This window comes from Anabaena sp. 90, from assembly GCF_000312705.1.
GTDB lineage: Bacteria > Cyanobacteriota > Cyanobacteriia > Cyanobacteriales > Nostocaceae > Dolichospermum > Dolichospermum lemmermannii.
Window position 1 is genome coordinate 1,508,729 of sequence record NC_019427.1, and the last position, 24,751, is coordinate 1,533,479.

Sequence of the window (24,751 nt, forward strand, 5' to 3'; positions counted from 1 at the left end):
CCATTCAAAATTATCAATTCAAAATTCAAAATTATTACTTCTGCCTAAAGTCAGAGGCTTGTATCCTTAATTAAACAATTATTAAATTAAATTATTAAATTTTTAATTCAAAAAATTGTCATTGATAATTCTTAAAGCTGGATATTGATTTGTTAAATCGCATTACTTTTTAGTTGATGTCTTTAGATTAAAAGAATTTGGGCGAACATTACCGCCATTCTTAGAAATGGTATTCTGGAGTCCATTTGACCATGCTGTCCAAGTTTCTTTTTGAATACTATTTCCAATAGTATGAAGAAGGTCAGTAGCTTTTGAAGTTCCTCTTGTGTAGAAAGTAACAGAACCATCAGTATTTTGATTAAAACCAAATTCTCTAGATCCGTTTTCTGGGTGTGTACCTTTTGTTTTAGTTGTAACAGTTGAAAATGTGAATGCACTTGAATATTTCTCAGTAAGCATTACAGAACCATTATCAAACCCATAGAAGATGTGTATATCAAAAATATCGCCTTTTTGTGGGTTTGCTTTTTTATCAAATTCACTGTTTTTGTTAAAAGTTTCATTGTTGACCGTTCCATTCATATCTCCTAACAGCTTAGAAAGAAAATTTTCTGGTGTTTCGCCTGGAGGCATTTTGTCAATAACAAAGGAGTATTCATCGAGTTTAGTGTCTCCATATCCATCAGCCAATTTCTGTAACGTTGCGTCATTATCTTTAAGGGCTTTTTCAATCTCTGAATCCTTAACCCAAGGTTCATCCTCCAGTCTTGTGTAAGTCTGTTGAGCTTGGGGAGAAAAACCATCTTGACCAGTAGAATCACTATGATTATCACTATGATTATCACTATGATCACTATAATTATCATTATGATCATTATGACCAGAACCAGCAGCTACTGCCTTCTGCTGTAATCCCACCGACAAAACCACAGGAACTGCCCATCCTGCCGCAATTAAGGCACGTCGAGAAAACTGTTTTTGCCGCCTTGCTTTAGTTCTTGTCTCAACAGACTCTAAATAATCAGCCTCCTGTTGATCTCCCTCTACCAAATTCTCTAAAGCCCATTCGTAGCAGTCAACAGAAAGAAATCTAGCATAGACAACAGCTAACTCTTCTGTCGCGTAAGTCCGAAGTTCATCTTCTTCTTGAGTGACCTCCAGAACTCCTGGAACCTCAGCGATAAGCGGTTCATTGGCACTTGATTGACCTTTTGCTTCGGATTCAGACCAAACCACAACTGTCTCATTTGGCTCAACCAAGCCTTTTAAAAGCTTTTGTGTAGTCTTTAAACGCACCCAATCCAAAGGAGCTTTTGCAAAAATACTGCCTTGAACTTGCCATAAATCAGTCAAACAAATTAAACCTGTTTTAGATTGACGATGAACAGTTTCTCCCTGATACAGAAAACTATTTGAATTAGTCATAATACAATCTCCATTTTTTCTATTAGATCGGTAGCACAACTACCATCATTAAAAACAAGGGTAAAAGTCGGTGTGGACTTTACTAACTCTGCGACATAAGATAACGCCTTTTCTTGATGCTCTAGAAAATTCAAACAATTTTGAAGTAAATCTAAGGCGGCATTAGCACGAGAGAAAGATAAAAGCTCAGTCGGAGAATTGTAACAATAATACGGAAAAATAATCGCCTTAACGGACATTGGCTTTCGACAGATTATTTCTGATTTAAGCTGAATATCAACTTGTTTCAGTTCATCAAGACAATCCGAAGATAACTGTTGATTGACATTCTCTCGTACCTTGGGCATTTGCGGAAAAGGAAGAAACTGACTCGTATCAATATTTAAAGGAAGAATATCATCCGATAAATAATTCCAGCCGCGATCGCATAGATTGACTACAAGCGTACTCTTTCCACGCCCCGAAAGTCCAGAAAACATAATTGCCGTATCCCCAAGAGCAACGGCTCCCGCATGAAACCACAAAAGGTTAGATCGTGCTTCCATGAGATGTCGAATAACTTCATATTTGATCTGGTAAATAAGATTGGACAAGGGCAACTCTTGTGCTGTAATTTGACCGTTCACCAAAAGTAGAAAAACATTGTTTTGCGAATAAACCTCCAAATAGGCTAAAGGTATCCCAGGTTCAGTGCTTAACATTTCTCGAAAGTAACGCTCTACTTGCCATAGGACTTCAGGACTCCTTGAAGAAATAGCGATTTGCTGACCGTCAAAGGTGATGTACAAAGTGCGCTGGTTCATTATGCCTTTAAATCTAGAATTTATAGGTTCACATTTGTGATGGATTCCTCCTTTAAGCCTAAAATACCGAGATCTTGTAACTGAAATATAGTCGAGACGATGTCAGAAAGTAACTCGTTAAAAACCAATTGATCCAGAGTAATGCCAAAAAGCTGAGCTACTTCCTGAGTAATGTCAATAACCCTTCGCTTACCATCACACAGTTGCCATATCGTTTTGGCAGAGTTGTTAAGCGAGAAGGCCATCTTGGATTCGGAATCATAAAGCAGTATTTCATCCAATAAATCAACGTCTGAAATACCATTTAATCGATAAGGTTTTAAATCAGGATCAATCAATTGTTCTGAACCTTGCTTATTATTCATAAGGTTTCTAGCTCCTAGACTTCAACCGAACCAACCCCAACTAAACAAACGCCGCCATTAACAGCGATCGCTCCTATTCAGACTGAAAAATTTACGGAACTTTCTCATTAATTTGTAAATTGGCCAATAAATTCCATACCTAGGCAACCCGATAGAAGAAATTTGCAGTTAACCCCCTTAATTCTTGGTATTTATTTGAATGCCTGGGTAGAAGTGAATATTTGAATTGAGTAATAGTTAAATACTATAATTAAGTATGGTACGTACTATGTTCATAAATATTGATTGCGTAACAAAACGTTACAAACCTGATTTTGGAATTCAAAATATAGTACAAAATAACTATTTTCTAGCCATTACCTCTGGCTAAAAAACAGCCGGTTGGGAAAATAAGTATAAATACTCAATAAAATAGAGGATTCCCTGACAAAGAAGGGGGGAAATCCAGTTCATCGTTCAGGTTTTAGAATATCTGTTTTTTCGGCATTGGTGAATGAAAGTATGAATTTGCCTCACACAAAGGCGCAAAGGCGCAAAGTTTAAGAGTTTCAGACATGGAATTTTTGCTTTTCATCCCTCAATTCAGCAACGCCGTTTTTTCTAGACAATACATTTGTCTGATATTTTCTGGTAATTTATCCAAATCATAATATTGTAAATAACCGATTTCTCGATTTTGATAAGAGAAAATACAGTAAATTAGAGATTCTTCTCCTTTGATTCTAGGTTGATAAGTTTCTATTACTTTTTCTAAATCATAAGGATTATCTGTACCACCATAAAATTGTAATACTTTTTCATCACTACGCCATTTTTCTATTAATTGATAATCATGGATATCATCTTTCATAGGACGAATGGTAATTTCATTTTTAAGAATCAACATTTGAACGCAGATAAACGCAAATAAACGCAGATGAATTAATAGATTTAATAATTCTGTGTTAAATGTTTTCCATGACAAACTACATGGTCGCTAATACAAATTCTCCCTCGTTAACAGAGTTATTTATTGATATATCATAAACCAAGCCTGTTTTCTCAGCATAAACATGAATAGTTGTGGGTAATTCACCGATTTTATTGAATGTCAGAACTTGATATAGCAAATCTCCCTGATTTACTGAAGTACCTAATGCAGCTTTAGATAAAATCATTCCTCCTACGGGACTCCAATATTTTTTTAGTTGACTAAGTGAACGAAAATTTGTTTGATGATATATAGTTTTTGATTGGGTTAAATCCTGTATTTCTAAAATACTTTTTTGAGTTAAATAATTTTTAATTCCGCTCACTCCTTTAGTTACTGAATCTGCATTCATTTGCATTCCCGTTCCTAATTCTAATGTCCATGCTTCTTTATCAAATCTCATTTTTTGTCCGGTTAATTTTAACAAAGCATTCTCTAAAGCTAACCAGGGTTTGATAAATGATTCATCAAAAGCATCACCATCATATTCATCGAATAAAATGCTATAATCTAGAAGAAATAAATTAGCACTATCTTCTCGATTTCGGAAATAATAAAGGTATTCTATTCCTTCTCCAGTGTGACTATGTAAATCAATTACGTAGTCTGCATCTAAATACAGAGATTGCAGCTTATAACGATATTTATCAGTTAATTGGACACTGCTAGGGGCATTTATTTTATCTAAAAGACTATTGAAACTAGTTTGAATTTTTTGGGAAAAGTTATATTTAATTGTATCTATATCTAAACCAATTTGAGAACGAGCAAATTCTTCTATATCATCATGTTTTTTTTCATAATCCCAAAAAATTCTATTCCAATTTTGACTATCGTAAACATTGAATCTACCTGTTGAAAAATTATGAGTTCGTTGGTTAACAGCTAAGGGATTACAAACAGGTACAAGCCAAATTTCTCCTATTATCTGAGTATTATTTAATGTCGTTAAGAAATCAATAATTTGGTAAATGACAGCATTACCAACAATTTCCGCACCGTGTAAGTTAGATTGGATATATACTTTTTTACCAGATTTAGCACCAACAAATTTATATACTTGAAGAGAAAGAAACTCACCAGAAGCAAGTTGAAAAAGGGGAATAGTGGAAATAGTAGGAATCATCAATCAAATCCCTAGTCAAACTAATAAACAGTTTACTACAAAATCCTAATTATTGAATTATTTTTGTATCACTATCTTGAGAATAAATGTCTAATTTATTTCAGATAAAGTTTTAAATTGTTCCTCACTAATACGTCCTGCTGCATATAAAGTTTCTGTAATTTCAGAAATTGTTAAAACTGCGTGTGCTTGATAACCATTTTCTCGCAATCTGTCTTTTACACCTTGTTCATGGTCCATAAATACTACAATATCATTGACATTTAATCCTGCATATTTTAACTTTTCTGCTCCTTCCATTACGCTTTTACCACTGATCAAAATATCATCAACAATGACAACAACTTCTCCAGGATTAAAATTACCTTCTATTACCTTGCGGGTTCCGTGTGCTTTTACTTCTTTGCGGGGAAAAATCATCGGGGAATTTAGATGTAATGATAATCCAGTAGCAGTAGGTAAAGAACCATAAGGAATACCGGCTATTCTATCATAAGTTAGGTCTTTAAGAATCCCTGCATAAGCAATTACTATCTGATGAAATATTTGGGGATTGGAAATGATTTTGCGGAGGTCTATATAATAGGGAAAGGTAGCACCAGAAGCTTGGACAAATTCACCAAACATGATACAACCAATGTCATAAAGTTGTAAAATTAAATCTAAAAGCGGGTGTTTATTTAACAAACAAACATCGGAAAACCAGACGGAACAAGTGGAGTTTTCTTGGGAAATTTCAGTTCTGAGATGATTAATTTCCGCCCTTAAAGATTGCAGTTGTGTACATAGATTTTCACTCCCTAACATATCTTGAGAAACGGGAAGAAGTAACCCATCACCATTATAATTTAATCCCGCTGATAGCAAATTTTTAAGATTACCACCTTCAGACCAAATACTGCGGGCTAAAATTACTCTTTCTGGTGCTTCTTTGCGAATTTTTGCTAAAATATCTGGTTGAATAGTTCCTACTTCTAAACCCAGTTGTTCAGGTGTTCCCCAATTTTTTGCTTCTTTGACTACTTGTAAATAAAAAGGGGATTCCGCTGTAGGGTATTGCTGCAAAATCACTGCACCTGGATTAGAAGTTGTACACAAAATAAAAACGGCTTTATCGGGATAAACTAAAAAGGGTGCTACGTGATCTTGTCCTGCATAAGGACTCAATGTAATCGCATCAATTTGCCATTCTTCAAAAACAGTTTTAGCGAAAATTGTACTAGTATTAAGATCGCTATGTTTGGCATCTAATATAATCGGAATATGGGCAGGAATAGCGTTTAAAGTTTTTTCTAATAATTCCCATCCCGGAATACCTAAAGCTGCGTAAAATCCCAGAGTTGGTTTATAGGCACATACTAAATCACTGGTTTGGGAAATAGTAAATTCTAACCAATCCCACAGACTATCAATCATACTTTTGGGATCTGATTTCTGGGAATATCGTTCAGGGAGCATTTCTGGATTAGGATCTAGTCCTACAAATAGTAAACTCTGATTTTGAGCGATCGCCCCATTCAATTTATCGTAAAATTTCATAAGTTCTCCTAGCAATATTTTAACTTTAAGGCATTTACTAAAATACTAACCCGTTTTCTCTACCATCATATCATTAATGGTAACACAATTATCCGTATATGCGTTAATCTGAGGTTAATATTATCATTCCCTCCCATTTTGCTAAAATCTTATCACTAATTCCTGGTACTTTATCAACATCTTGTAAAGAAGTAAATTTTTGCTGTTGACGCGCTATAATTATCCTTTGGGCTAACTTCTTACCCACACCAGGCAGAGTTTCTAGTTCTGCTTGACTTGCTGTATTGAGATTAATTTTAGTGTTAATCGAATTTACGAAAGATGATGGTTGTTTAATTTGGGGACATTTTTTAACTTCCGTATCAATTTTAGATTTAATATTTGCTGGTAGTCCAGGTTTTATTTTACCATAAAGTCGGTTAAATTCCCGTTGAAAATGATTCGCAACTGTAGGATTTTCAATCACTATTAATGTTTCATCATTACCATGATTAGCAGCTTCTGACCAATTATGTGAACCTGTAATAACAGTTTTGTTATCAATAACTGCAAATTTATCATGTAATAAATCTCCTTTAGGTAAAATTGGCACTCCCACAGTAGAAATGGGATTTTTCCAAGGACGGTTATCAACTTCATATTTACAGTTATCACTTAAAGCAAATCCCATCATATCTAACGCTTCACTGTAGGGACGATAGGCAAATTGTGGTGCAATTAAAGCCCGAATTTGCACATTTTGATGATGACGTTCTTCAAGAATATTGGCAAGTTGTTGATCTGAAAATACAAATAATGCTAAATCAACAGTTTTTGTACTTTTAGATAAAGTTTTAGCAATTAATCCATTACTGCTAATACTCCCAGGTTGAGTGGGAGAAGTTGGAGAAAAATGAACTGTGATTTTGCTTTTACCTAATATGATTGTTTGTGGGTTACGAACAGGTTTCTTAACACCAAATTTACTATCTAGTTTTCCTCCTATTCCGTCACCCCACATAATATTAAATTCTTCCGTGAGTAAACTTGCTAATTCAGAACTATCAATTTTTAGTAAATTATTGGCATTTCCTAAACTACTAGAATTACTAAAATCTCCAGACGTATCACTCAAAGTAAAATTGGCAGAAGTAATAATCACAAACCGATGATCAACAATGACAAACTTATGGTGCATTAAACTGCTACCCTTTGAACCATCAGCAGTATCATCAATCCAAGGAATATTGGCATTTTGAACAATAGCTAAACCATCCCGTTGACTAATTTCCTCCGGTGTGATTTGATGATCTTGATTAATATCCACAAATTTCCGAAATTCTTGATATCGTTCCTGTTCTTTTTTTCCTAACCTAGTTATTTCCGCAGCAGTAAAACTACTCCAAGTCCGAGAATAATTACTTTCTAAAATCAACCTTATTTTTACGCCATCCTTTTGTTTTTGTGCTAATATTTGAGCAACTTTTGGTAAACGTAACTCTTGGACAGCTATATCCACAGTAGATTTAGCTTGGGAAATAGTGTCAACAATCTGCTTTTCTAAATCATCCCCCAAGCGGGTTTGCTGACGATAAGTCTCTTGATATTCCGAAGATTGGGAATTATTGAAGTAAACTTGAATTAAAGAATCTTGAGGTAAAGGTGCTAAACGCTGATTTGATGATTGCACTTGTTGACAACCACCTAAAGTGAATAGCAATAAAAAGATATAAGAAAAATAGCGGATTTGTGGGAAAATAAACACAGTAATCTGATCAAAGTAAATTACAGCGATTTTAATGTATTTATATCACACCCTGCATTAACTTCTTTCTTCCTTTGCGTCTTTGCCCCTTTGCGTCTCTGCGCGAAACTCTTATTTATTAATTTTTATGCAAATATATCTAGATTACAGTGCAACTACCCCAACTCGTCCAGAAGCGATCGCAATTATCCAAAAAATCTTAACACAACAGTGGGGTAATCCTTCCAGTTTACATGAATGGGGCAACCGTGCCGCCTTGGTTGTGGAAACAGCCAGAATCCAAGTTGCAGGATTAATTAACGCAGTTCCCGAATCTATTATTTTCACGTCTGGGGGAACAGAAGCGGATAATTTAGCGATTATGGGAGTGGCACGATGTTACACTACTCCCCAACATATGATCATTTCCAGTGTAGAACATTCCGCCATTTCAGAACCGGCGAAAATGTTAGAAAATTGGGGTTGGGAAATTACCCGTTTAGGTGTAAATCATCAAGGAAGAGTCAACCCCGAAGACTTAAAAGCAGCTTTACGAGATAACACCGTGTTGGTATCTGTGATTTATGGACAAAGTGAAATAGGAACAGTTCAACCAATTGCTGAATTGGGGAAAATCACAAAAACACACGGCGCTTTATTTCACACAGATGCAGTGCAAGTTGCTGGACGTTTATCGCTAGATGTGCAGACTTTACCCGTAGATTTATTGAGTCTATCCAGTCATAAAATCTATGGCGGTTTAGGTGCAGGGGCGTTATATGTGCGGACTGGAGTGGAATTAATGCCGCTACTGGGTGGGGGTGGACAGGAGAACGGACTGCGTTCAGGGACGCAAGCAACGCCCGCTATTGCTGGATTTGGAGTAGCTGCGGAGTTAGCAGCCCAGGAATTGGAGACGGAAACAGGGAGATTAATCCTATTGCGCGATCGCCTCTTTGCCATTCTAGCAGATGTTCCCGGTTTAATGCCCACAGGTGACAAAATTCATCGTTTACCCCATCATCTCAGTTTTTATTTAAAACCAGCAGACGGGGAAAAAATTAGCGGCAAAACTTTGGTAAGACAGTTAAATTTAGCCGGAATTGGTATTAGTGCAGGTGCGGCTTGCAATAGTGGAAAATTAAGCCCTAGTCCCATTTTATTAGCAATGGGATATTCTCAAACAGCGGCTTTATGTGGAATTAGATTAACTTTAGGGAAACAGACAACGGCAGCCGATATTGATTGGACTGGGATAGTTTTGAAACAGATTTTGCAGAGATTAATCCCAGATTGATTTTTGGGATTCGTATTGATAATATAACGAATAGGTGATAGTAAGCAATTACCAATTACCAATTACCAATCACCAATCACCAATTACCAATCACCAATTACCAATTACCAATTAAACACCTAATAATTTGTAGATAATGTTATTGACAAGAGTAAGCGCAAAAGCACCTAAAATTGCGCTCCAAATGCCATAACGTAACCGGAAACCATCTACTAACCAAGCAGCAATACTAAAACAAGCAACAGCAATCATGAAAGTGAAGATACCAGATAATAAGTCAAAGGTGGCTAAATTTGGTATCACAAATAAAACTTTGAGAACTGGCTTAACTAGTGCTGTAATAATACCTAAAACTGCGGCGGAAAAAATTGCCTTTTCTGGAGTATCAATTTCCACTCCTAAAGGTAATTTACTAATAATCCACAAGCTAACAGCCGTGACTAACCAAACAATTAACAGCGTCGTAATATCCATTACCAGAACCCCACAAAACGTGAATGTTGATATGACGATAAATACCTGGTTGACTTGGTTTCTTGATCTAAAAATCTTTGTAGCTTAACCAATTATTTATAAATTAGCAGCATTTTTGATGAGAACTTAAATTTATTCTAGATATCTTTAGGTTTACTATAAACCACCAGATCCCCGACTTCTCTAAGAAGTCGGGGATCTGACTTTTGCACGGAATTCTTTGTCTTTTATTTACCACCGTAGAAAAAAGCAATTTCCTTTTCTTTTAAAGGTGCAAAACCAGCAGCAACTAGCTTTTGATCAAGTTCAGTTTGGGGAATATGTTTAGCACCAATCCGAACAATGCGAGAACGCATGGTATTGGATACACCGCTGCGTTGTCTGCTTGATTCTAAACCCATAACTTGTTCATATAGGTCTAATTTAACTATGGGAATAGGAGAACCATCAAAATCAATTCCCCTTGATATCGCTCTATCAATAGCATCAGCACCTGTGGTATTTTCAGTAGTCATGGTAACGTATTTTCAAAGATGTTGAAATATTTTACCAGGGAATAGGGAACAGGGACGGTTCAGCTAGAATAAATTTTTCCGCTAGTTCTGATATATAATTAACTTATCGCTTGATTAATTTACATTAATTTGCTATGGATTCTTTAAACCTACGCACAAAAGTTATTACAGAATTGACACTCCCCGGTCTAAAGACACGGGGATTCTACATTCATCGTCAGAATTTGCTCTAGCAGGTTTTCACCCTTACGGGTTCCTCAGTCGCTCATGGGGGAAACCCCCAAGACCGCGCTGAGTCACCAACTAGAGTAGAGATTCCAACTCCTGTAGCGTTAATTTGGGGATGCCCTCCCCTATTTTTTGCCAGATTAAGAATGTTAATTGCAGCATTTGTATCTCTGTGCAATTCGCAGCCACAAACACAATTATGGGTACGAGTTGATAGAGATTTTTTGACAATTACGCCACAGCTAGAACACTTTTGAGAAGTATAATGTGGTGCTACGGCCATAGCAATTTTGTCAAATTTAATCGCAAAATATTCTAGCCATTGCCTAAACAAATACCAACTAGCGTCACTAATTGATTTTGCTAAACAATGATTTTTCACCATATTTGAAACACGTAAATCTTCATAGGCCACTAAGTCGTTAGACTTGCATACGTTACGCGCTATTTTCTTAGCGTGTTCAATCCGTTGCCGTACGGGCGAAGCATTCGCGCTGTTGAGTCGTCGGTTGGTCGCATAATTTTTATAAGCGAATGCTTCACCCCTACCTTTTAAGTGTTTTTTAGCGTAAAGTTTTCTAGCTTTTTTTCTACAACTAGAACCTTTGACTTTTTTGTAAATCCGTCTTTGAGAATGTTTGATTGATTTTTCAGCCTTTCTCAAAAACTGAGGGTTAGGTTCATGATGTCCGTTAGAGTCAGTGTAAAACGACTCAATACCAACATCCAACCCGATTTCTTTACCTGTTTTTGGTTGAATATCTACAATATCAATGCCGATACAAAACTGAGCATAATATCCATCAGCACGACGGATTAAACGTACTCGTTTAATATCTTTAAGTTCGTAGGATTGAATATCCCATTTACCTAATAATTTGAGTTCACCAATCCCTTTTTTATCGGTAAAAGTGATGCGTCGCTTAGTTTTGTGTAATTTCCATCCTGATGTTTTATATTCAACAGAACGGCAATCTTTTTGAAAACGAGGAAACCCCTTCTTGCCAGATTTATTAGATTGACAATTGTTGTAAAACCTTCATATAGCAGACCATCCACGTTCTGCGGCTGATTGTACTGCCATTGAATTTAATTCAGCAGCAAAGCTAAATTCTTGGCGTAGTTCTGTTGAATACTTGTTAAGAGAAAACTTATCAATTTTGAGTTCCCGCGGGGCATCCATCCAATATCTAATCACTTTATTGCGAATGAATTGGGTGGTACGAATTGCATCGTCTATGGCGTTGTATTGATCTTGTTTACCTTTAACTTTGTATTCTAGAACTAGCATTGATTTAACCTTGAACAATCAACTTGATTTGGTTTCGACCTGCGTTTATTATACAATATATACAAAATGTCAGTGCAGGATAGATCCTGCAACTAGCCTTCATCCCGCAGCTGTTGCACAGGTGTGTCCTCCTGAGTCGGACACGCCTTCAAGGGTTTTCGGCATTCTCCTTATAAATTATAATGATGATATCTGTTACAAGGCTTGCTATAAATGGGCGGAGAATCATAGCTATAAAAATTGATCCTCAACATAGACTTTTTAAAAGACAATATGGCGGAAAACCCTACAGCCTAACTGCCAACAACGACTTTCATAGATTTGTTAGACTAAACACACCAGGATTATTTCAGTTACATCTATAGATAACGCCAGCAGACGAGGCACTTCATGCTTACAAACACCCTACTTCTCTCGAATCAACTCCCCAGTTTACAATATTCATCCACCACAGAACGCTTCGATGACACTTGGGAAGCCCCCCTGGCAACCCTTTTAGGACTAGGACGCGCCGCTGGGGCAGATTTTGTGGAATACTTCCTAGAACGCCGCAACTACATCAGTTGTTTAGCGGAAGATGACACCATTACCAGCATTTCCCCCAGTTTAGCCACTGGTGCGGGAGTGCGCGTATTTCGCGGTAAAGCTGACTGCTACGTTAGCACCAATAACCTCACATTTGCGGGTTTAAAGGCAGCTTTAGAAAAAGCGCTTTCCATTTTAGGACTACAATTACCCGGCCCTAGTGGTTTCATTCCCGAAATCAACCTGGAATTACTCAGGGACTACGCCAGCAAACGCGGTAAAGACGCTTGGCTACCCTTATGTAGTTCTATCCGGGAAATGGGAGAAGTTCTCCTTGATGGTACAGCCCAACTGAACAAAAAAGCTACCCACGTCCAATCTCGCCGCGCTTCCTACTTCCGTGATTGGCAAGAAGTATTAGTTGCTGCCAGTGATGGTACATTTGCCCGTGATATTCGCCTCACTCAGTCCGTGGGCTTTAATCTGCTTTGTGCTGACGGCGCTAACCGTTCCTCCATTGCTGAACGGGCGGGTAATACCAGTGACGCTAACTTCCTGAGAACCTGGGATTATCAACAAGCCTCCGAACAAATCGCCGAATCTGCTGGTAAAATGCTGTACGCAGATTACGTAGAATCAGGAACTTACCCCATTATCATGGCCAATCATTTTGGCGGTGTAATTTTCCATGAAGCTTGCGGACACCTTTTAGAAACCACCCAAATTGAACGCAAAACCACACCATTTGCTGATAAAAAAGGTGAAAAAATCGCCCATGAAAGCCTGACGGCTTGGGACGAAGGACGGGCAGAAAATGCCTTTGGGACTATTGACATGGACGATGAAGGAATGCCCGCTCAAAGAACATTATTAATTGAAAAAGGCATTCTCAAAAACTTCTTAGCTGATAGAACCGGTTCAGTGCGGACTGGACACCCTAGAACAGGTAGTGGCCGCCGTCAAAATTACACCTTTGCTGCTGCTAGTCGGATGCGAAATACATATATTGATTGTGGTGAACACACAACAGAAGACCTATTTGCCTCCGTTGATAAAGGTATTTACTGTAAGAAAATGGGTGGCGGAAGTGTGGGCGCAACAGGTCAATTTAACTTTAGCGTTGATGAAGCTTACTTAATAGAAAATGGCAAAATTACCAAACCATTAAAAGGTGCTACCCTCATCGGAGAAGCCAAGGAAATCATGAATAAAATTTCCCTATGTTCCCAAGATTTAGAACTAGCTCCCGGCTTCTGTGGTTCAGTCAGCGGCAGTATTTACACCACCGTTGGACAACCCCATATTAAGGTTGATTCTATTACTGTTGGTGGCAGATAAAAATCATCAGATGAAAAACAGATAAACCATACATATTATCTGTTCTCATCATTAATTCTTTTCTTCCTTTGCGCCTTTGCTCCTTTGTACCTTTGCGCGAAACTTTCATCTTAAAATGTAATCATGTCTAACATTCAAGAAATCGCAACCTACGCCCAAGAAAATGCTGCCAAACTTGGCATTAAAAAATTCGATATTTATGGCTCAACTGTAGATGATACCAGCGTTCAAGTTGACCAAGGTGAACCCAAACAAGTCAAAGCTTCCAATCGTTCTGGGGTAACTGTTCGAGTTTGGAATGAAGAAAATACAATGGGTGTTACCAGCACCACAGATGTAGATGCTCAAGGATTAGAATTAGCTTTAAAAACTGCTTACGAAGCCAGCTTTTTTGGAGTCAAAGAAAATGTTCCTGATTTTAGTCCAGAAGCAACTATTCCTATTCCTAATACACATCAAAAGAAAGCCCTACAAGCACCTGTTTCTGAACTAATAGAAAAACTATTAGTAGCAGAAAAAGAATTAATGGCAAAACATCCTGCGATTACAAGTGTGCCTTATAATGGTTTAGCACAAAGAGATATTGACAGATTTTATCTCAATAGTGATGGTGCTGTGAGAACTGAATCTCATTCTTTAGCTTCTATTTATTTGTACAGCAAAACTGAAGAGGAAAATAAAAAACCCCGCAGTGCTGGTGCTTATCGAGTTAAGGAAAGTGTAGCCGATTTAGATATTGCAGGTTGTATTCAAGAAACTGCTGATAAAACCATCAGTCATTTGCATTATGAAAAAATCAAAACTGGTAAATATCAAGTAGTTTTCTCTGCTGAAGCTTTTTTAAGTTTGTTGGGGGCTTTTTCCAATTTATTTAACGCCCAAAGTATTCTGGATAATCAAAGTTTATCGAAAACTGATGATATCGGTAAAGAACTGGCTTCACCTTTACTTTCAGTTTATGATGATGCTTTACACCCCGCTAATATTGGGGCTGAAAGTTTTGATGGTGAAGGGACTCCCACCCGGCAAATTAAGTTAATAGAAAAGGGCATTTTAACCAGCTTTTTGCATAGTGCGGGAACTGCAAAACGGTTAAATGCTCAACCTACAGGTAATGCTAGTATTGGCGCAAAAGTGAGTGTCAGTCCCAATTTTTATCACGTTTTTGCAGCAGGAACTCCAGAGAAAGAATTGAGTTTGGAAACTGCGGAAAATGTGATTTTAATTGATGATTTACAAGCTCTTCATGCGGGTGTTAAGGCTTTACAAGGTTCTTTTTCTTTACCTTTTGATGGTTGGTTAATTAATAAGGGTGAAAAAACCAGTATTGAGTCGGCAACTGTAGCTGGTGATTTCTTAGAACTTTTGAAATCAATTGTTTATGTAGAAAAAGAAGTTGAGTTAACACCAGGAGGAGTTGCACCGAGAGTCTGGGTGAGTGAACTTTCTATTACTGGAGATTAATATCTTTTTTTACTCTGTGCGTCTGCATGAATCTGTTGAAAACATGAAAATTTCTCCCAAACTTTGACATCATGGCCTCAAATTAATCAATTTGAGGCTTTTCATTGACATCAAACTTAGAGGATGTTTGAAAAGTTTTTAATGTATCAATAAACCCCTCTCCAAACCTCTCCCCGACGCGGGGAGAGGCTTTGAAACCCCCATTCCCTTGTAGGGAAGGGGGGAAGGGGGGTTAGGTTTCGGAGATTGTTGGTTTCATCTAATACTTTTCAAACAACCTCTTAGTCCAGGTTCTATCAATTTGCAGGTCTTGTTCTAGTTGCAATGCTTCATTTAATACTGCATTGGTGAAGTTTATACTTTTCAAGTAAGTTTGGCAAGCTGCTACTGGTATTGTCAATACATCACTCCAGGCTTGTTCTGCTTTGTGAAAATCTTGAATCTTTAAGCTATTTGCAAAAGATAAGCTACTATTTATTAAACCTAATTCCTGGATTTCTGATATTACTGATGGTTCTTTACCTAACCCATAATGATAGTCTCTAACGGTCAGAAGACAGTCATAAATTTGGCGCGATAGTCTGTTACCAACTGGCTGTAGCAATTTACAAGCTAACGCTGGGATAATGTGCCATGTTTCAGCTAATAAATCTTTTTCTAGTCCAGATATTTTCGCAGGAATTAGCAAATCTACATCACTGAGAAAATCTGTTTCTCCTGATAGCAACATGACAGAAAAAATTAGCCACTCCTCATTTGTATCTAGAATTGCTTCAGGTTCTTTGACAATCATTACATAGCGCGGTGGTGAGTTGCCTGCCAAAAAACTTTGTGCTGAGGAAGAGTAAAAAGTTTCTTGTTCTTGAGAGAATTTCAAAGGACTTCTTATTAAGCGACTCACTTCCCAAATTTCTCCAGGTTGTGGGATTGGCATATTAGACGCTTGCCTGTTTAAAAATGTGGATTTACTCAAGTTTACACGCATATATTTAGTTTCCCGACAAAAATTAACAATGAGCCGGGATTCTGGGTGTAGTCGCATCCAATCCCATATATTATGTAACGTTCGGACGCTTCTAAATATCAGGATTTACTCTCATTTCAATCAATTTGAGTATTTTATTCACTTACCACTGCTTTGTTGACCGATTGTATTCTCTCTTTTGCTGGCGATTTTCTTGCAGTTTGCCCTTGAAATCTTCAACTTTAAGTAGTCCTAAAGAATCAGCAATCCGTCCTAAAAGTTCCTGCCATCGTTTGGATATTTCACTCTGACTAACTCTCAATTCTCCAGCTAGTTGAGTTTGTGTTTTTCCATCAATTTTACCTTGCCATAATTTCAGATAGTTTTGGCGTGGATATTGTTGATCTAGTTGATAAATTTTCTCTATCGCTTTAAGAATTAAATCTGCCCTTTCTGTTGCTTCCAAAATATTAAATTCATCAGTAATTGTATCTAACAGGGCTATATCTGTTCCAGGGATATTGCAATCTAAACTTTGGCATTTTCGCAGATTTTCTTGACGGACAAAATCAATAATCGCACAGCGGGCTACTGTAGCAGCCCAGCGATAAAATTCTTCTAATCCTCCTTCTCTGAACTTGCCAGATTGCAGACCCTGAAATATTTTTAAATGGGCATTTTGAACCGCATCTTCCCAAGATATGCCTGTACCCCTAGTGTATTTGTTAGCAATTTTTTTTAATCTCTGGCGATAGTTTGAGTCAAGCCAAGTCTCTGAAGAATAAGACCATGATTCCTGCGCTGATAACATACAATATGTCCTTGATAAATAGGCTATTAACTAGGAAATAAATAATCTTTCCAATTCGCAAATTGCTGAATAACAGGATTATTTTTGTGAAAATTAGAGCGTAAATTCAACTTGATTGAATAACGCCTTCACCAACAAATATATAAATTCAGCATTTAGACTTTTTTCTCACATAAGGAAATGTAGAGAATGTTGATTAATACCATATAAATTTATGGGTTTGAAACCAAATCTTTTTTCTCTATATTTTCTTATTTACATTCCATGTCTCACACTAGCTGCATAGACGGGTCACAGCTTGGTCATCATAAAATATTCGATGATTGCAATTACCCGGATTTGATATCACCGCATTTTTATTTCGATTCTCCCTATTTAAGTCTCAATGCCAATCTATCCAACATCGTCTAAACAGTAGAGATAGAATTTAGCTTTTTTTATTACTCTAGATAGAGGAAAAATATAAAATTTATAATTATGCAACAGAAAAAAATATAGCAGTTCTTGATTGATAAAAACCTAAATACCATTAGTTGCGCTTGCTCAATACCTATTCAGCAAGGCTTCCAAATTTTCTTGCCAACTTCGGAATATTTTGTTTTGGGTGTTCGTTATAGAAAGTAAGGACAGTTCACCATCAAGTTCACAAAGAGGCAAGGAAGTTTGACCATTAGTAAATATTTTACTTTGGCTCTAAACTACACCTGCTAGTGAAGTTATCCTCCGGGAAATTGTTTCCTAGTTCTCAAATTTTTGAGTGCCTTTTTAATTGTGGAATTTAATCTTTTTCGTGAACTGTGCGAGCAATGTGTGTACCTTTCTGCTTGAGAAAAGTGCCACTTCATTCTTTATCTTCATTCTGTTAATTAAGGAAAAAACATCATGCAAGTTATCGAAAATAATGAATTGTTTAGCGAACTTTCCAATGAAGAATCTGCTAACGTTAGTGGTGGCACTGCTGTTGGTGGGGCGCAGGCACTTGCGGGATTTCTGGCAGCCCGTCCATTAGCCGCATTAAGGAATGAGGATGCAGTTGCATCAATAGTGACAACATTAGCTCCGTAGTATCTTTGTAGCTTTCCGTGAGTTTGTTCCATCAAATGAGGTCAAGAATGCGCCCCAGATTCCCAGAAATTCAAGCAGATACTCTCTACTTTAAATTGAGATGGGCGCATTTCTTAGACTTAGTAAAACCATAGACAATTTCCTCCTTAACTGTTCACTTCCCTACCCTTCAATTAATTTTTTCATAAGTTTTTCGGAAACTTTTCAGAGAGTAGGGGAGTGAATAATTACTTGGTTTTCTGATTAGATGTGCCTAATTAAGAAGAACACAATTATGTCAAAAATTAATAATCTCGAACATAAGGAACTGTTTACTGAACTCTCTTTGGAAGAATCCGCTACTGTTAGTGGTGGTGATGCTGCTGCTGCTGCTACCGCCCTCGCTGGATTCTTAGCTGCCAACGGTTCAGCACGTCTAACTCCTGCTCAAGCAGTGATGGTTATAGCAACAGCATTAGTATAATTTCTCTCTATTTAGGAATATTTAACTCTTGCAAAATAGCTATTTTGACTCACTTAAATATAAAGCCTCACTTACTAGAAACTTCTCTGGCTGAACAAATTTTGCTTTGCTTATTTGTTTGTCAGGGAACTTTTATATCAAGCCTGATATCTTCACTCATTCCCTCATTGCCTTTCTAATTGTCCTTCTAGTATTTGCCCGATTTTATTTCACCAAAATTATAACATCAAATCTCGGTGACTCCTAAATGAGCATAGATATAAAATTGATTAAATCCTTTCAAATAGCCAAGCTAGGGCTGCTCCGGTGGTTTCTGCTAAGATACTAATGAGACGATAAAGAGCGATCGCACTAATCACCAAAGCCGCCGGAAAATGATATTGTAACAGTAACATCGCTGTGGTTTCAAATACTCCTAAACCACCAGGCGCACCAGGAACAATTAACCCCAATACCCAAGCACAACTAAAAGCTCCCACTAATAAGGGTATTTGCTCCCAATTTACAGAAGTTAAAGCCAACATAGTTAAAATAAATCCAGCACACCTCAACCCTAAAAAAACTAATTCTCCTAATAATGGTTTCACCGGGTAACGTTTAATTATAAAACTATTAATTAATTGATTTTCTCCATGAGATTTTTTATTTTTCCACCGTTCTAAAAGTTTAATAGCTGGATTTAAAAATCGAGGATGAAGTATACCCAAGACAATTATTAAACTCAGAAATTGCAGAATCATGAAATTAAATTTCAGATTATTAACAACAAGTTCACTACCAAATAAAACAATAATAATTAAAGCTGCTGCTAACATTAATAATGGTTCTAATAAAACACTTAAAGTAGCAATATTAGTAGGAATATTAGCATTTTTAGCCGCCATAATTCGCCCGTAATAATGCCAAATATTCCCAGGTAAATATTTAGCAATATTCGTTTTTAAATAAACTTGAATAAATTCAATAGCAGATACAGATTGATTTAACTCCCTTAATACCCAAGTCCAAATCCAACCCGCCCAAATATGTGCCAGTAAAGTTATAAATGTAGCAGCTACTAATATTAACCATCCATTTGCACTAATCCGAATAGCACTAACTCCCAACCAATTATCTTTTAACGCTTTCAACAAAAAAAATAGCGTACCACCTAAAATCAACCACCGGACAATTTTCTTCATTTTAGATTTATTGAAATATTCAGATCCCCGACTTCTTGAAGAAGTCGGGGATCTGGTTAATTGTGCCAACTTTCTAACGCTAACCGATGAATTTCTCGCCAAGGAATATTATTTTGTCTTGCTAATTCTGCACAATCTTCATATTCTGGCTGCACATTAGTAATCACCTTTTCTGTAGCTTTTCCTGTCCAGGCAACTTTTACAGATATTGTCCCATAAACAGTTTCCACCTTTTGCATTTCCCTTTGTAAAAATGACCGTTTTTGAGTAGTACGACGAATCCCTAAAGTGCTAGTTTCTCGAAATAACACATCCTCACAACTAGCTAAATTTTCAGGATGACAAATCACAGTTAATAAAATTCCAGTTCGTGACTTTTTCATCCCTATGGGTTGAGTAAAAACATCCACCGCACCCGCAGCAAATAAAGCCTCAAACACATAACCGAATACTTGCGGATTTAAATCATCTATTTGAGTTTCGAGGACAGTAATAGTTTCTAGATTTGGAGAATATTCCCCTAAATCAGAGTTATCAGTCTGTAAAGATTCATTTTCACCGTACCAGAGCCGTAGTATATTAGAAATGGGTAAATCTAGAGAACCCGCCCCTAATCCTATCTGTTTGATAGTCATTGGTGGTGGAGAACCAAAGTCTTGTACTAAGGTAGTAGCGATCGCCGCCCCCGTTGGTGTTACCAATTCTCTGTCAATACCATTGCTATAAACTGGACAACCCCGCATTTCCCACAACTTTAACACCGCTGGTACTGGTACAGCCATTCTTCCATGTGCCGCATTAACAGTACCACCTCCCGTTGGAAATGCAGAACAGTATAGCAAAGGCAACCCTGAGCGATCGCAATCAATACCCAACCAATCCAACCCTAAGCAAGTACCAACAATATCCACAATGGCATCCACAGCCCCCACTTCATGAAAATGAACTTTTTCCGGTGCGATGCCATGAACAGCCCCCTCTGCCACTGCCAACTGTCGGAAAACAGCTAAACTCCAAGCTTCCGCCCGCACTGGCAAATTCCCCTTGAGAATCATCTCCTCTATTTCTGGCAAATGACGGGTGTGGTGGTGATCATGTTCATTATGAGAATGATGATGATGGTGATGAACCAAATCCACATCAACCTTAGTCGCTTGTTGACCTTGACGGTGAACCAATTCCGCCCGTAATCGGTATTCTGCCTCAATTCCCAAGCCATTGAGTTTTTCCACCAAATACTCCACAGGCACACCGAGACTGACTAACGCCCCCAAGCACATATCACCAGAAATCCCTGTTGGGCATTGAAGATAAGCGATTTTATTCATAAATTTATTTGTTAGTTGTCAGTTGTCAGTAGGGGCGAAGCATTTGGAAGATAAATTATCAGTCATTGCCAAAAATAGTTCTCCAAATGCTTCGCCCGTACAGTTGTTAGTAGGGGCGAAGCATTTGGAAGATAAATTATCAGTCATTGCCAAAAATAGTTCTCCAAATGCTTCGCCCGTACAGTTGTCAGTTGTTAGTAGGGGCGAAGCATTTGGAAGATAAATTATCGGTCATTGCCAAAAATAGTTCTCCAAATGCTTCGCCCGTACAGTTGTCAGTGGTAAAACTATTACCAATTACCAATTACCAATTACCCATTACCCATTACCCATTACCCATTACCCATTACCCATTACCAATAATCATTATGGCCAAAATATTCACCATTCATCCTGATAATCCTCAAAGCCGCCGAATAGAGGAAATAAAGTTAGCGCTATTAGGTGGCGCTATCATGCTCTACCCTACAGATACAGTTTACGCAATTGGTTGTGATTTGAATTCCAAGTCGGCGGTGGAAAGAGTGCGGCAAATCAAACAGTTAGCAAATGATAAACCACTGACATTTTTATGTCCCTCACTCTCCAATGTGGCGACTTATGCCTCCGTAAGTGATACAGCCTACCGGATTATGAAGCGGTTAATACCAGGACCCTACACATTTTTGCTCCCTGCTACCAAACTCGTACCACGACTAGTACAAAGTCCCAAACGCAAAACCACAGGAATTCGAGTGCCAAATCATCAGGTTTGTTTGGCATTAATGGAAGCATTAGGAAACCCGATTATTTCTACTTCGGCTCATATTAGAGCAAATGACGAAGACCAGGAAATAGTTGAGAACGGAAAACAACCAATTTTGACAAGGGTAGATTTATATGACCATTTGGATAAATTGGTAGATATCATTATTGACACTGCCGAAGAACCTACATATCAAGTGTCTACCATTTTAGATTTGACCGATGAAGAACCAGTTATTATTCGGAGAGGTTTAGGTTGGGAAGCCGTAGCTACTTGGGTTTAAGAATAAAGCTTTACAAGTGCAACCCCTTGTTTTGGACTCCGTTGCGCTAATTATATGATCACCTTACGCCAATTTTGAAATTGTCATCCTTCCAGGTGCTGTCATCCTTAGTCATGTAATCATGGCTACGCCATACAGGCTATCAGCCAATCTTACTATGACTAGGCTTTTGGCAATTTGGCAATTTGCCCTCACAGTGAATATCTTATATGCCATCTTTGATTTAGTTGCTAAAAACAAACCGACACAATTAACAAGCCCTTAACTTTGGAAATTTCCTACAGTATTTACATATCAGCAATCTAGTTGGTGAATTTTGAGGAATAAATCTCCAAAGATTTTCCCTCCTGAGACTGGCATTAAATACCGTATCTGCATTTGAGTTAAGGTGCAATACCAATTTTATAGAAAAGTCATGAAAGCTAACATCGCCAATCTGCCTAATTCTACATCTGCTTTTGATAGCTATATTTCTCTTGAAGAATTGTCTATTCCCACCAGTGATACATTGGTGCAACTTTTATCCCATGAGATGCAATCTCAAGTTAAATCCGCCACTTCAGGTGTACAAGATGTCGTTGGCCGCATAGCCAAAGAAGTAGAACGGATATGTGATAAAAGCTCTCGCATTCAAAACTCAGGACAAATTCAGTCTTGGCAAATTACTTTAGGAAGACATCGTTTACAAAAGTGTTTACGTTACTATCAACTTGGTTCTAAACAAGGACGGGTAGAATTACACAGCAGTTTGGGTGCAATTGTTTATCGTCACGTTACTGTTGCCGGCTCAGATTTAGGGTTTGAGGCTCGTTACAATCTGATTGAAGATTTTTTACAAGCTTTTTATATCGAAGCTATTAAAGCTTTTCGTCGAGAAACTGAATTACCTGAAAATTACACCCCTCGGACTCAGTTACAAGTAGCTGAGTATATGGCGTTTACAGAACAATATGCCAAACGTCGGATTAATTTACCTGGTGGTGCTAATCAGCAATTAATTGTTTTACGCGCTCAAGGTTTTGCCCGTCGTCAACCCCAAGAAACTACTGTAGATATTGAAATGGCTGTGGATTCTGCGAAAACGGAAGAAGCAGAATCTTATCAACGCAATGTGGCAGTGCAGCAAATTCGCTCACAAATGATTGCTAAACCTGGTTTTGACCCTTCTGAAGAGTCGGAACGCAATCGCGTGATTACCGAATTAATGAAATATCTGGAGTCTCAAGGACAATCTGATTGTATGAATTACTTGACTCTCAAACTCCAGGATCTTTCTGCACCGGAAATTGATCAAATTCTGGGTTTAACTAGTCGTCAACGCGATTATTTGCAGCAAAGATTTAAATATCACGTTGAGAAGTTTGCCAAACAGCACCAATGGCAATTAGTTCATCAATGGTTAGGTGCTGGTTTAGAACATAAGTTAGGTTTATCTTCCCAGCAATGGGATATTTTTTGGCATCAACTTACACCACAGCAACAGCAAATTTTTGAATTAAAAACTGCCTGTCAAAGTGATCTACTTATTTCTAAAGCTGTTCAATGTACTCCTAAACAACTCCAAAAACGCTGGACACAAATGTTGGAATTAGCATGGTCTATTCGTAACGGTCATGCTGAAGCTAAAAACAATTAAAGTCAATTCCGTAGGTTGGGTTGACGCAAGGAAACCCAACATTTTTATGGAAATGTTAGATTTTAGAATGTTGGGTTTTACCGTTTTTAACAATGTTGGGTTTTACCGTTTTTAACAATGTTGGGTTTTACCGTTTTTAACAATGTTGGGTTTCACTGTTTTTCACAATGTTGGATTTCACTGTTTTTAACAATGTTGGGTTTTACCATTTTAACAATGTTGGGTTTCACCGTTTTTAAGAATGTTGGGTTTCACCGTTTTTAAGAATGTTGGGTTTTACTTCGTTCTACCCAACCTACAATTTTTTATAAGAAGTTACTAATACTTCAGTAATTTTCCCTCGCTTTTGAGCATTAGAATTAATTGACCTCGCTGCTGATATGGTGTGAATATTAAAATCACTATAAAGATCACGAATAAATGGACAATCTGAATTAGATAGCATGACCTTTACACCTTTATTAGCTAATTTAATAAAAATATCTCTGAGTTTGATTTGCTGATTCTCGTCAAAACAAAAATTACTATAAGCTGTAAAATTGCTAGTTTTATTTAGAGGATAATAGGGAGGATCAAAATAAACAAATTCATTACTACCAGTTGCATAATTTAGCACTTCCTCAAAATTAGCTTGTTTAATTTCTACCTTCTTGAGTGCGACCGATGCCACTTTCAAAATTTCTTCTTGACAAATACCCGGATTTTTATATTTTCCCACAGGGACATTAAATTTACCCTGAGAATTAACCCGATAAAGTCCATTAAAACAAGTTTTATTCAGATAAATAAACCGAGCCGCTTTTTCTAAATCTGTCCCAGGATAAGAATTTCTGACATCATAATAATACTCTGAATTATGTCTTTGCTTATGTGCTTGCAGCAAAGTTATTAAGTCCTCAAGATCATCTCTAACGCACCGATAAGTAAGAATCAAATCTGCATTAATATCAGTTAAAACTGCTTTGGATGGTTGCAAATAGAAAAAAACTGCTCCCCCACCTAAAAATGGTTCATAATAAGTCTGATAATGCTGAGGAAAATAGTCTTTATATTGCGAAATTAATCTAGTCTTACCCCCAGCCCACTTTAAAAATGGCCGTGGGTAAGTTTGTTTAGGGATTTGACTTACCATCTACTTACGATTAAACTAAAAACTAACTAATCAATAAAGTTTATAATAAGGCAGTCTAAA

At 37.3% G+C, this 24,751-nt stretch carries 23 protein-coding genes and 1 pseudogene; 9 read left to right on the forward strand and 15 right to left on the reverse strand.

Going from position 1 to position 24,751, the window contains the following annotated elements; all coding sequences use genetic code 11:
- Nucleotides 1–162: 162 nt before the first annotated feature.
- The 7 genes from ANA_RS06730 to ANA_RS06760 all read right to left on the reverse strand — a co-directional run bounded on the left by ANA_RS06730 (nt 163) and on the right by ANA_RS06760 (nt 7,972).
- Nucleotides 163–1,425 carry a KilA-N domain-containing protein gene (locus tag ANA_RS06730; protein WP_015079305.1) on the reverse strand — a complete coding sequence of 421 codons (1,263 nt, stop codon included), beginning with the start codon at nt 1,423–1,425 and terminating at the stop codon, nt 163–165.
- The gene (locus ANA_RS06735; RefSeq protein ID WP_015079306.1) at nt 1,422–2,228 is read right to left on the reverse strand and encodes a PEP carboxykinase-like protein; all 807 of its coding nucleotides are present in this window, start codon (nt 2,226–2,228) and stop codon (nt 1,422–1,424) included. Before ANA_RS06735 ends, ANA_RS06730 begins: the two co-directional genes overlap by 4 nt.
- A gap of 20 nt (nt 2,229–2,248) precedes the next feature.
- Nucleotides 2,249–2,593, reverse strand: a complete 345-nt coding sequence (locus ANA_RS06740; RefSeq protein ID WP_015079307.1) for a PqqD family protein — start codon at nt 2,591–2,593, stop codon at nt 2,249–2,251.
- 577 nt (nt 2,594–3,170) lie between these two features.
- Nucleotides 3,171–3,557: a hypothetical protein gene (locus ANA_RS06745; protein WP_015079308.1), complete on the reverse strand. Its 387-nt coding sequence runs from the start codon at nt 3,555–3,557 to the stop codon at nt 3,171–3,173.
- Between the two features lies 1 nt (nt 3,558).
- The gene (locus ANA_RS06750; RefSeq protein WP_015079309.1) at nt 3,559–4,689 is read right to left on the reverse strand and encodes a succinylglutamate desuccinylase/aspartoacylase domain-containing protein; all 1,131 of its coding nucleotides are present in this window, start codon (nt 4,687–4,689) and stop codon (nt 3,559–3,561) included.
- Nucleotides 4,690–4,779: 90 nt separating this feature from the next.
- The gene (locus ANA_RS06755; protein WP_015079310.1) at nt 4,780–6,228 is read right to left on the reverse strand and encodes a bifunctional orotidine-5'-phosphate decarboxylase/orotate phosphoribosyltransferase; all 1,449 of its coding nucleotides are present in this window, start codon (nt 6,226–6,228) and stop codon (nt 4,780–4,782) included.
- A gap of 103 nt (nt 6,229–6,331) precedes the next feature.
- Nucleotides 6,332–7,972 carry a DUF655 domain-containing protein gene (locus ANA_RS06760; protein ID WP_015079311.1) on the reverse strand — a complete coding sequence of 547 codons (1,641 nt, stop codon included), beginning with the start codon at nt 7,970–7,972 and terminating at the stop codon, nt 6,332–6,334.
- Nucleotides 7,973–8,099: 127 nt separating this feature from the next.
- Here ANA_RS06760 and ANA_RS06765 point away from each other — a divergent pair, with 127 nt between their 5' ends.
- Entirely contained in the window at nt 8,100–9,248 is a 1,149-nt protein-coding gene (locus tag ANA_RS06765) for a cysteine desulfurase family protein (RefSeq protein ID WP_015079312.1), read from the forward strand.
- Nucleotides 9,249–9,359: 111 nt separating this feature from the next.
- Here the strand turns inward: ANA_RS06765 and ANA_RS06770 are convergent, their stop codons facing one another.
- From ANA_RS06770 to ANA_RS06780, 3 genes and pseudogenes are all read right to left on the reverse strand, one after another.
- Entirely contained in the window at nt 9,360–9,722 is a 363-nt protein-coding gene (locus ANA_RS06770) for a phage holin family protein (protein ID WP_015079313.1), read from the reverse strand.
- 227 nt (nt 9,723–9,949) lie between these two features.
- On the reverse strand, nt 9,950–10,237 hold the full coding sequence (locus ANA_RS06775) for a small RNA NsiR4-regulated ssr1528 family protein (RefSeq protein WP_015079314.1): 288 nt from the start codon (nt 10,235–10,237) through the stop codon (nt 9,950–9,952).
- Between the two features lie 265 nt (nt 10,238–10,502).
- Nucleotides 10,503–11,756: pseudogene (locus tag ANA_RS06780) on the reverse strand (RNA-guided endonuclease InsQ/TnpB family protein).
- Between the two features lie 390 nt (nt 11,757–12,146).
- On the opposite strand from ANA_RS06780, the gene ANA_RS06785 reads away from it, so the two are divergent.
- Nucleotides 12,147–13,619, forward strand: a complete 1,473-nt coding sequence (locus ANA_RS06785; protein ID WP_015079315.1) for a TldD/PmbA family protein — start codon at nt 12,147–12,149, stop codon at nt 13,617–13,619.
- 123 nt (nt 13,620–13,742) lie between these two features.
- Nucleotides 13,743–15,083 carry a TldD/PmbA family protein gene (locus ANA_RS06790; RefSeq protein ID WP_015079316.1) on the forward strand — a complete coding sequence of 447 codons (1,341 nt, stop codon included), beginning with the start codon at nt 13,743–13,745 and terminating at the stop codon, nt 15,081–15,083.
- A 259-nt stretch (nt 15,084–15,342) separates the two neighbouring features.
- Here the strand turns inward: ANA_RS06790 and ANA_RS06795 are convergent, their stop codons facing one another.
- Nucleotides 15,343–16,017: a hypothetical protein gene (locus tag ANA_RS06795; protein ID WP_148279028.1), complete on the reverse strand. Its 675-nt coding sequence runs from the start codon at nt 16,015–16,017 to the stop codon at nt 15,343–15,345.
- Between the two features lie 193 nt (nt 16,018–16,210).
- Nucleotides 16,211–16,858 carry a sigma-70 family RNA polymerase sigma factor gene (locus tag ANA_RS06800; protein ID WP_015079318.1) on the reverse strand — a complete coding sequence of 216 codons (648 nt, stop codon included), beginning with the start codon at nt 16,856–16,858 and terminating at the stop codon, nt 16,211–16,213.
- An 882-nt stretch (nt 16,859–17,740) separates the two neighbouring features.
- Between ANA_RS06800 and ANA_RS06805 the strand changes: the two genes are divergently transcribed.
- Both ANA_RS06805 and ANA_RS06810 read left to right on the forward strand, forming a co-directional pair.
- A complete protein-coding gene (locus ANA_RS06805) occupies nt 17,741–17,923 on the forward strand; it encodes a hypothetical protein (protein ID WP_015079319.1) in 183 nt (60 codons plus the stop codon).
- A gap of 274 nt (nt 17,924–18,197) precedes the next feature.
- Nucleotides 18,198–18,386 (forward strand): hypothetical protein, encoded by a 189-nt coding sequence (locus tag ANA_RS06810; protein ID WP_039201479.1) that lies wholly within the window; start codon nt 18,198–18,200, stop codon nt 18,384–18,386.
- A 269-nt stretch (nt 18,387–18,655) separates the two neighbouring features.
- On the opposite strand, the gene ANA_RS06815 is transcribed toward ANA_RS06810, so the two are convergent.
- Both ANA_RS06815 and larC read right to left on the reverse strand, forming a co-directional pair.
- Nucleotides 18,656–19,567 carry a lysylphosphatidylglycerol synthase transmembrane domain-containing protein gene (locus ANA_RS06815; RefSeq protein WP_015079321.1) on the reverse strand — a complete coding sequence of 304 codons (912 nt, stop codon included), beginning with the start codon at nt 19,565–19,567 and terminating at the stop codon, nt 18,656–18,658.
- A gap of 56 nt (nt 19,568–19,623) precedes the next feature.
- Nucleotides 19,624–20,895 (reverse strand): nickel pincer cofactor biosynthesis protein LarC, encoded by a 1,272-nt coding sequence (gene larC, locus ANA_RS06820; RefSeq protein ID WP_015079322.1) that lies wholly within the window; start codon nt 20,893–20,895, stop codon nt 19,624–19,626.
- Between the two features lie 22 nt (nt 20,896–20,917).
- Between larC and ANA_RS06825 the strand changes: the two genes are divergently transcribed.
- From ANA_RS06825 to ANA_RS06835, 4 genes are all read left to right on the forward strand, one after another.
- Complete coding sequence (locus tag ANA_RS06825; protein WP_085929740.1) at nt 20,918–21,118, forward strand: hypothetical protein; 201 nt, start codon at nt 20,918–20,920, stop codon at nt 21,116–21,118.
- Between the two features lie 145 nt (nt 21,119–21,263).
- Nucleotides 21,264–21,923: an L-threonylcarbamoyladenylate synthase gene (locus ANA_RS06830; RefSeq protein WP_041458287.1), complete on the forward strand. Its 660-nt coding sequence runs from the start codon at nt 21,264–21,266 to the stop codon at nt 21,921–21,923.
- Between the two features lie 121 nt (nt 21,924–22,044).
- Nucleotides 22,045–22,188, forward strand: a complete 144-nt coding sequence (locus tag ANA_RS26470) for a hypothetical protein (RefSeq protein WP_158310511.1) — start codon at nt 22,045–22,047, stop codon at nt 22,186–22,188.
- 150 nt (nt 22,189–22,338) lie between these two features.
- Entirely contained in the window at nt 22,339–23,559 is a 1,221-nt protein-coding gene (locus ANA_RS06835; protein ID WP_015079324.1) for a HetZ-related protein, read from the forward strand.
- 295 nt (nt 23,560–23,854) lie between these two features.
- Here ANA_RS06835 and ANA_RS06840 read toward each other — a convergent pair whose 3' ends face one another.
- Nucleotides 23,855–24,691 carry a DNA adenine methylase gene (locus ANA_RS06840; RefSeq protein ID WP_015079325.1) on the reverse strand — a complete coding sequence of 279 codons (837 nt, stop codon included), beginning with the start codon at nt 24,689–24,691 and terminating at the stop codon, nt 23,855–23,857.
- Nucleotides 24,692–24,751 lie beyond the last annotated feature (60 nt).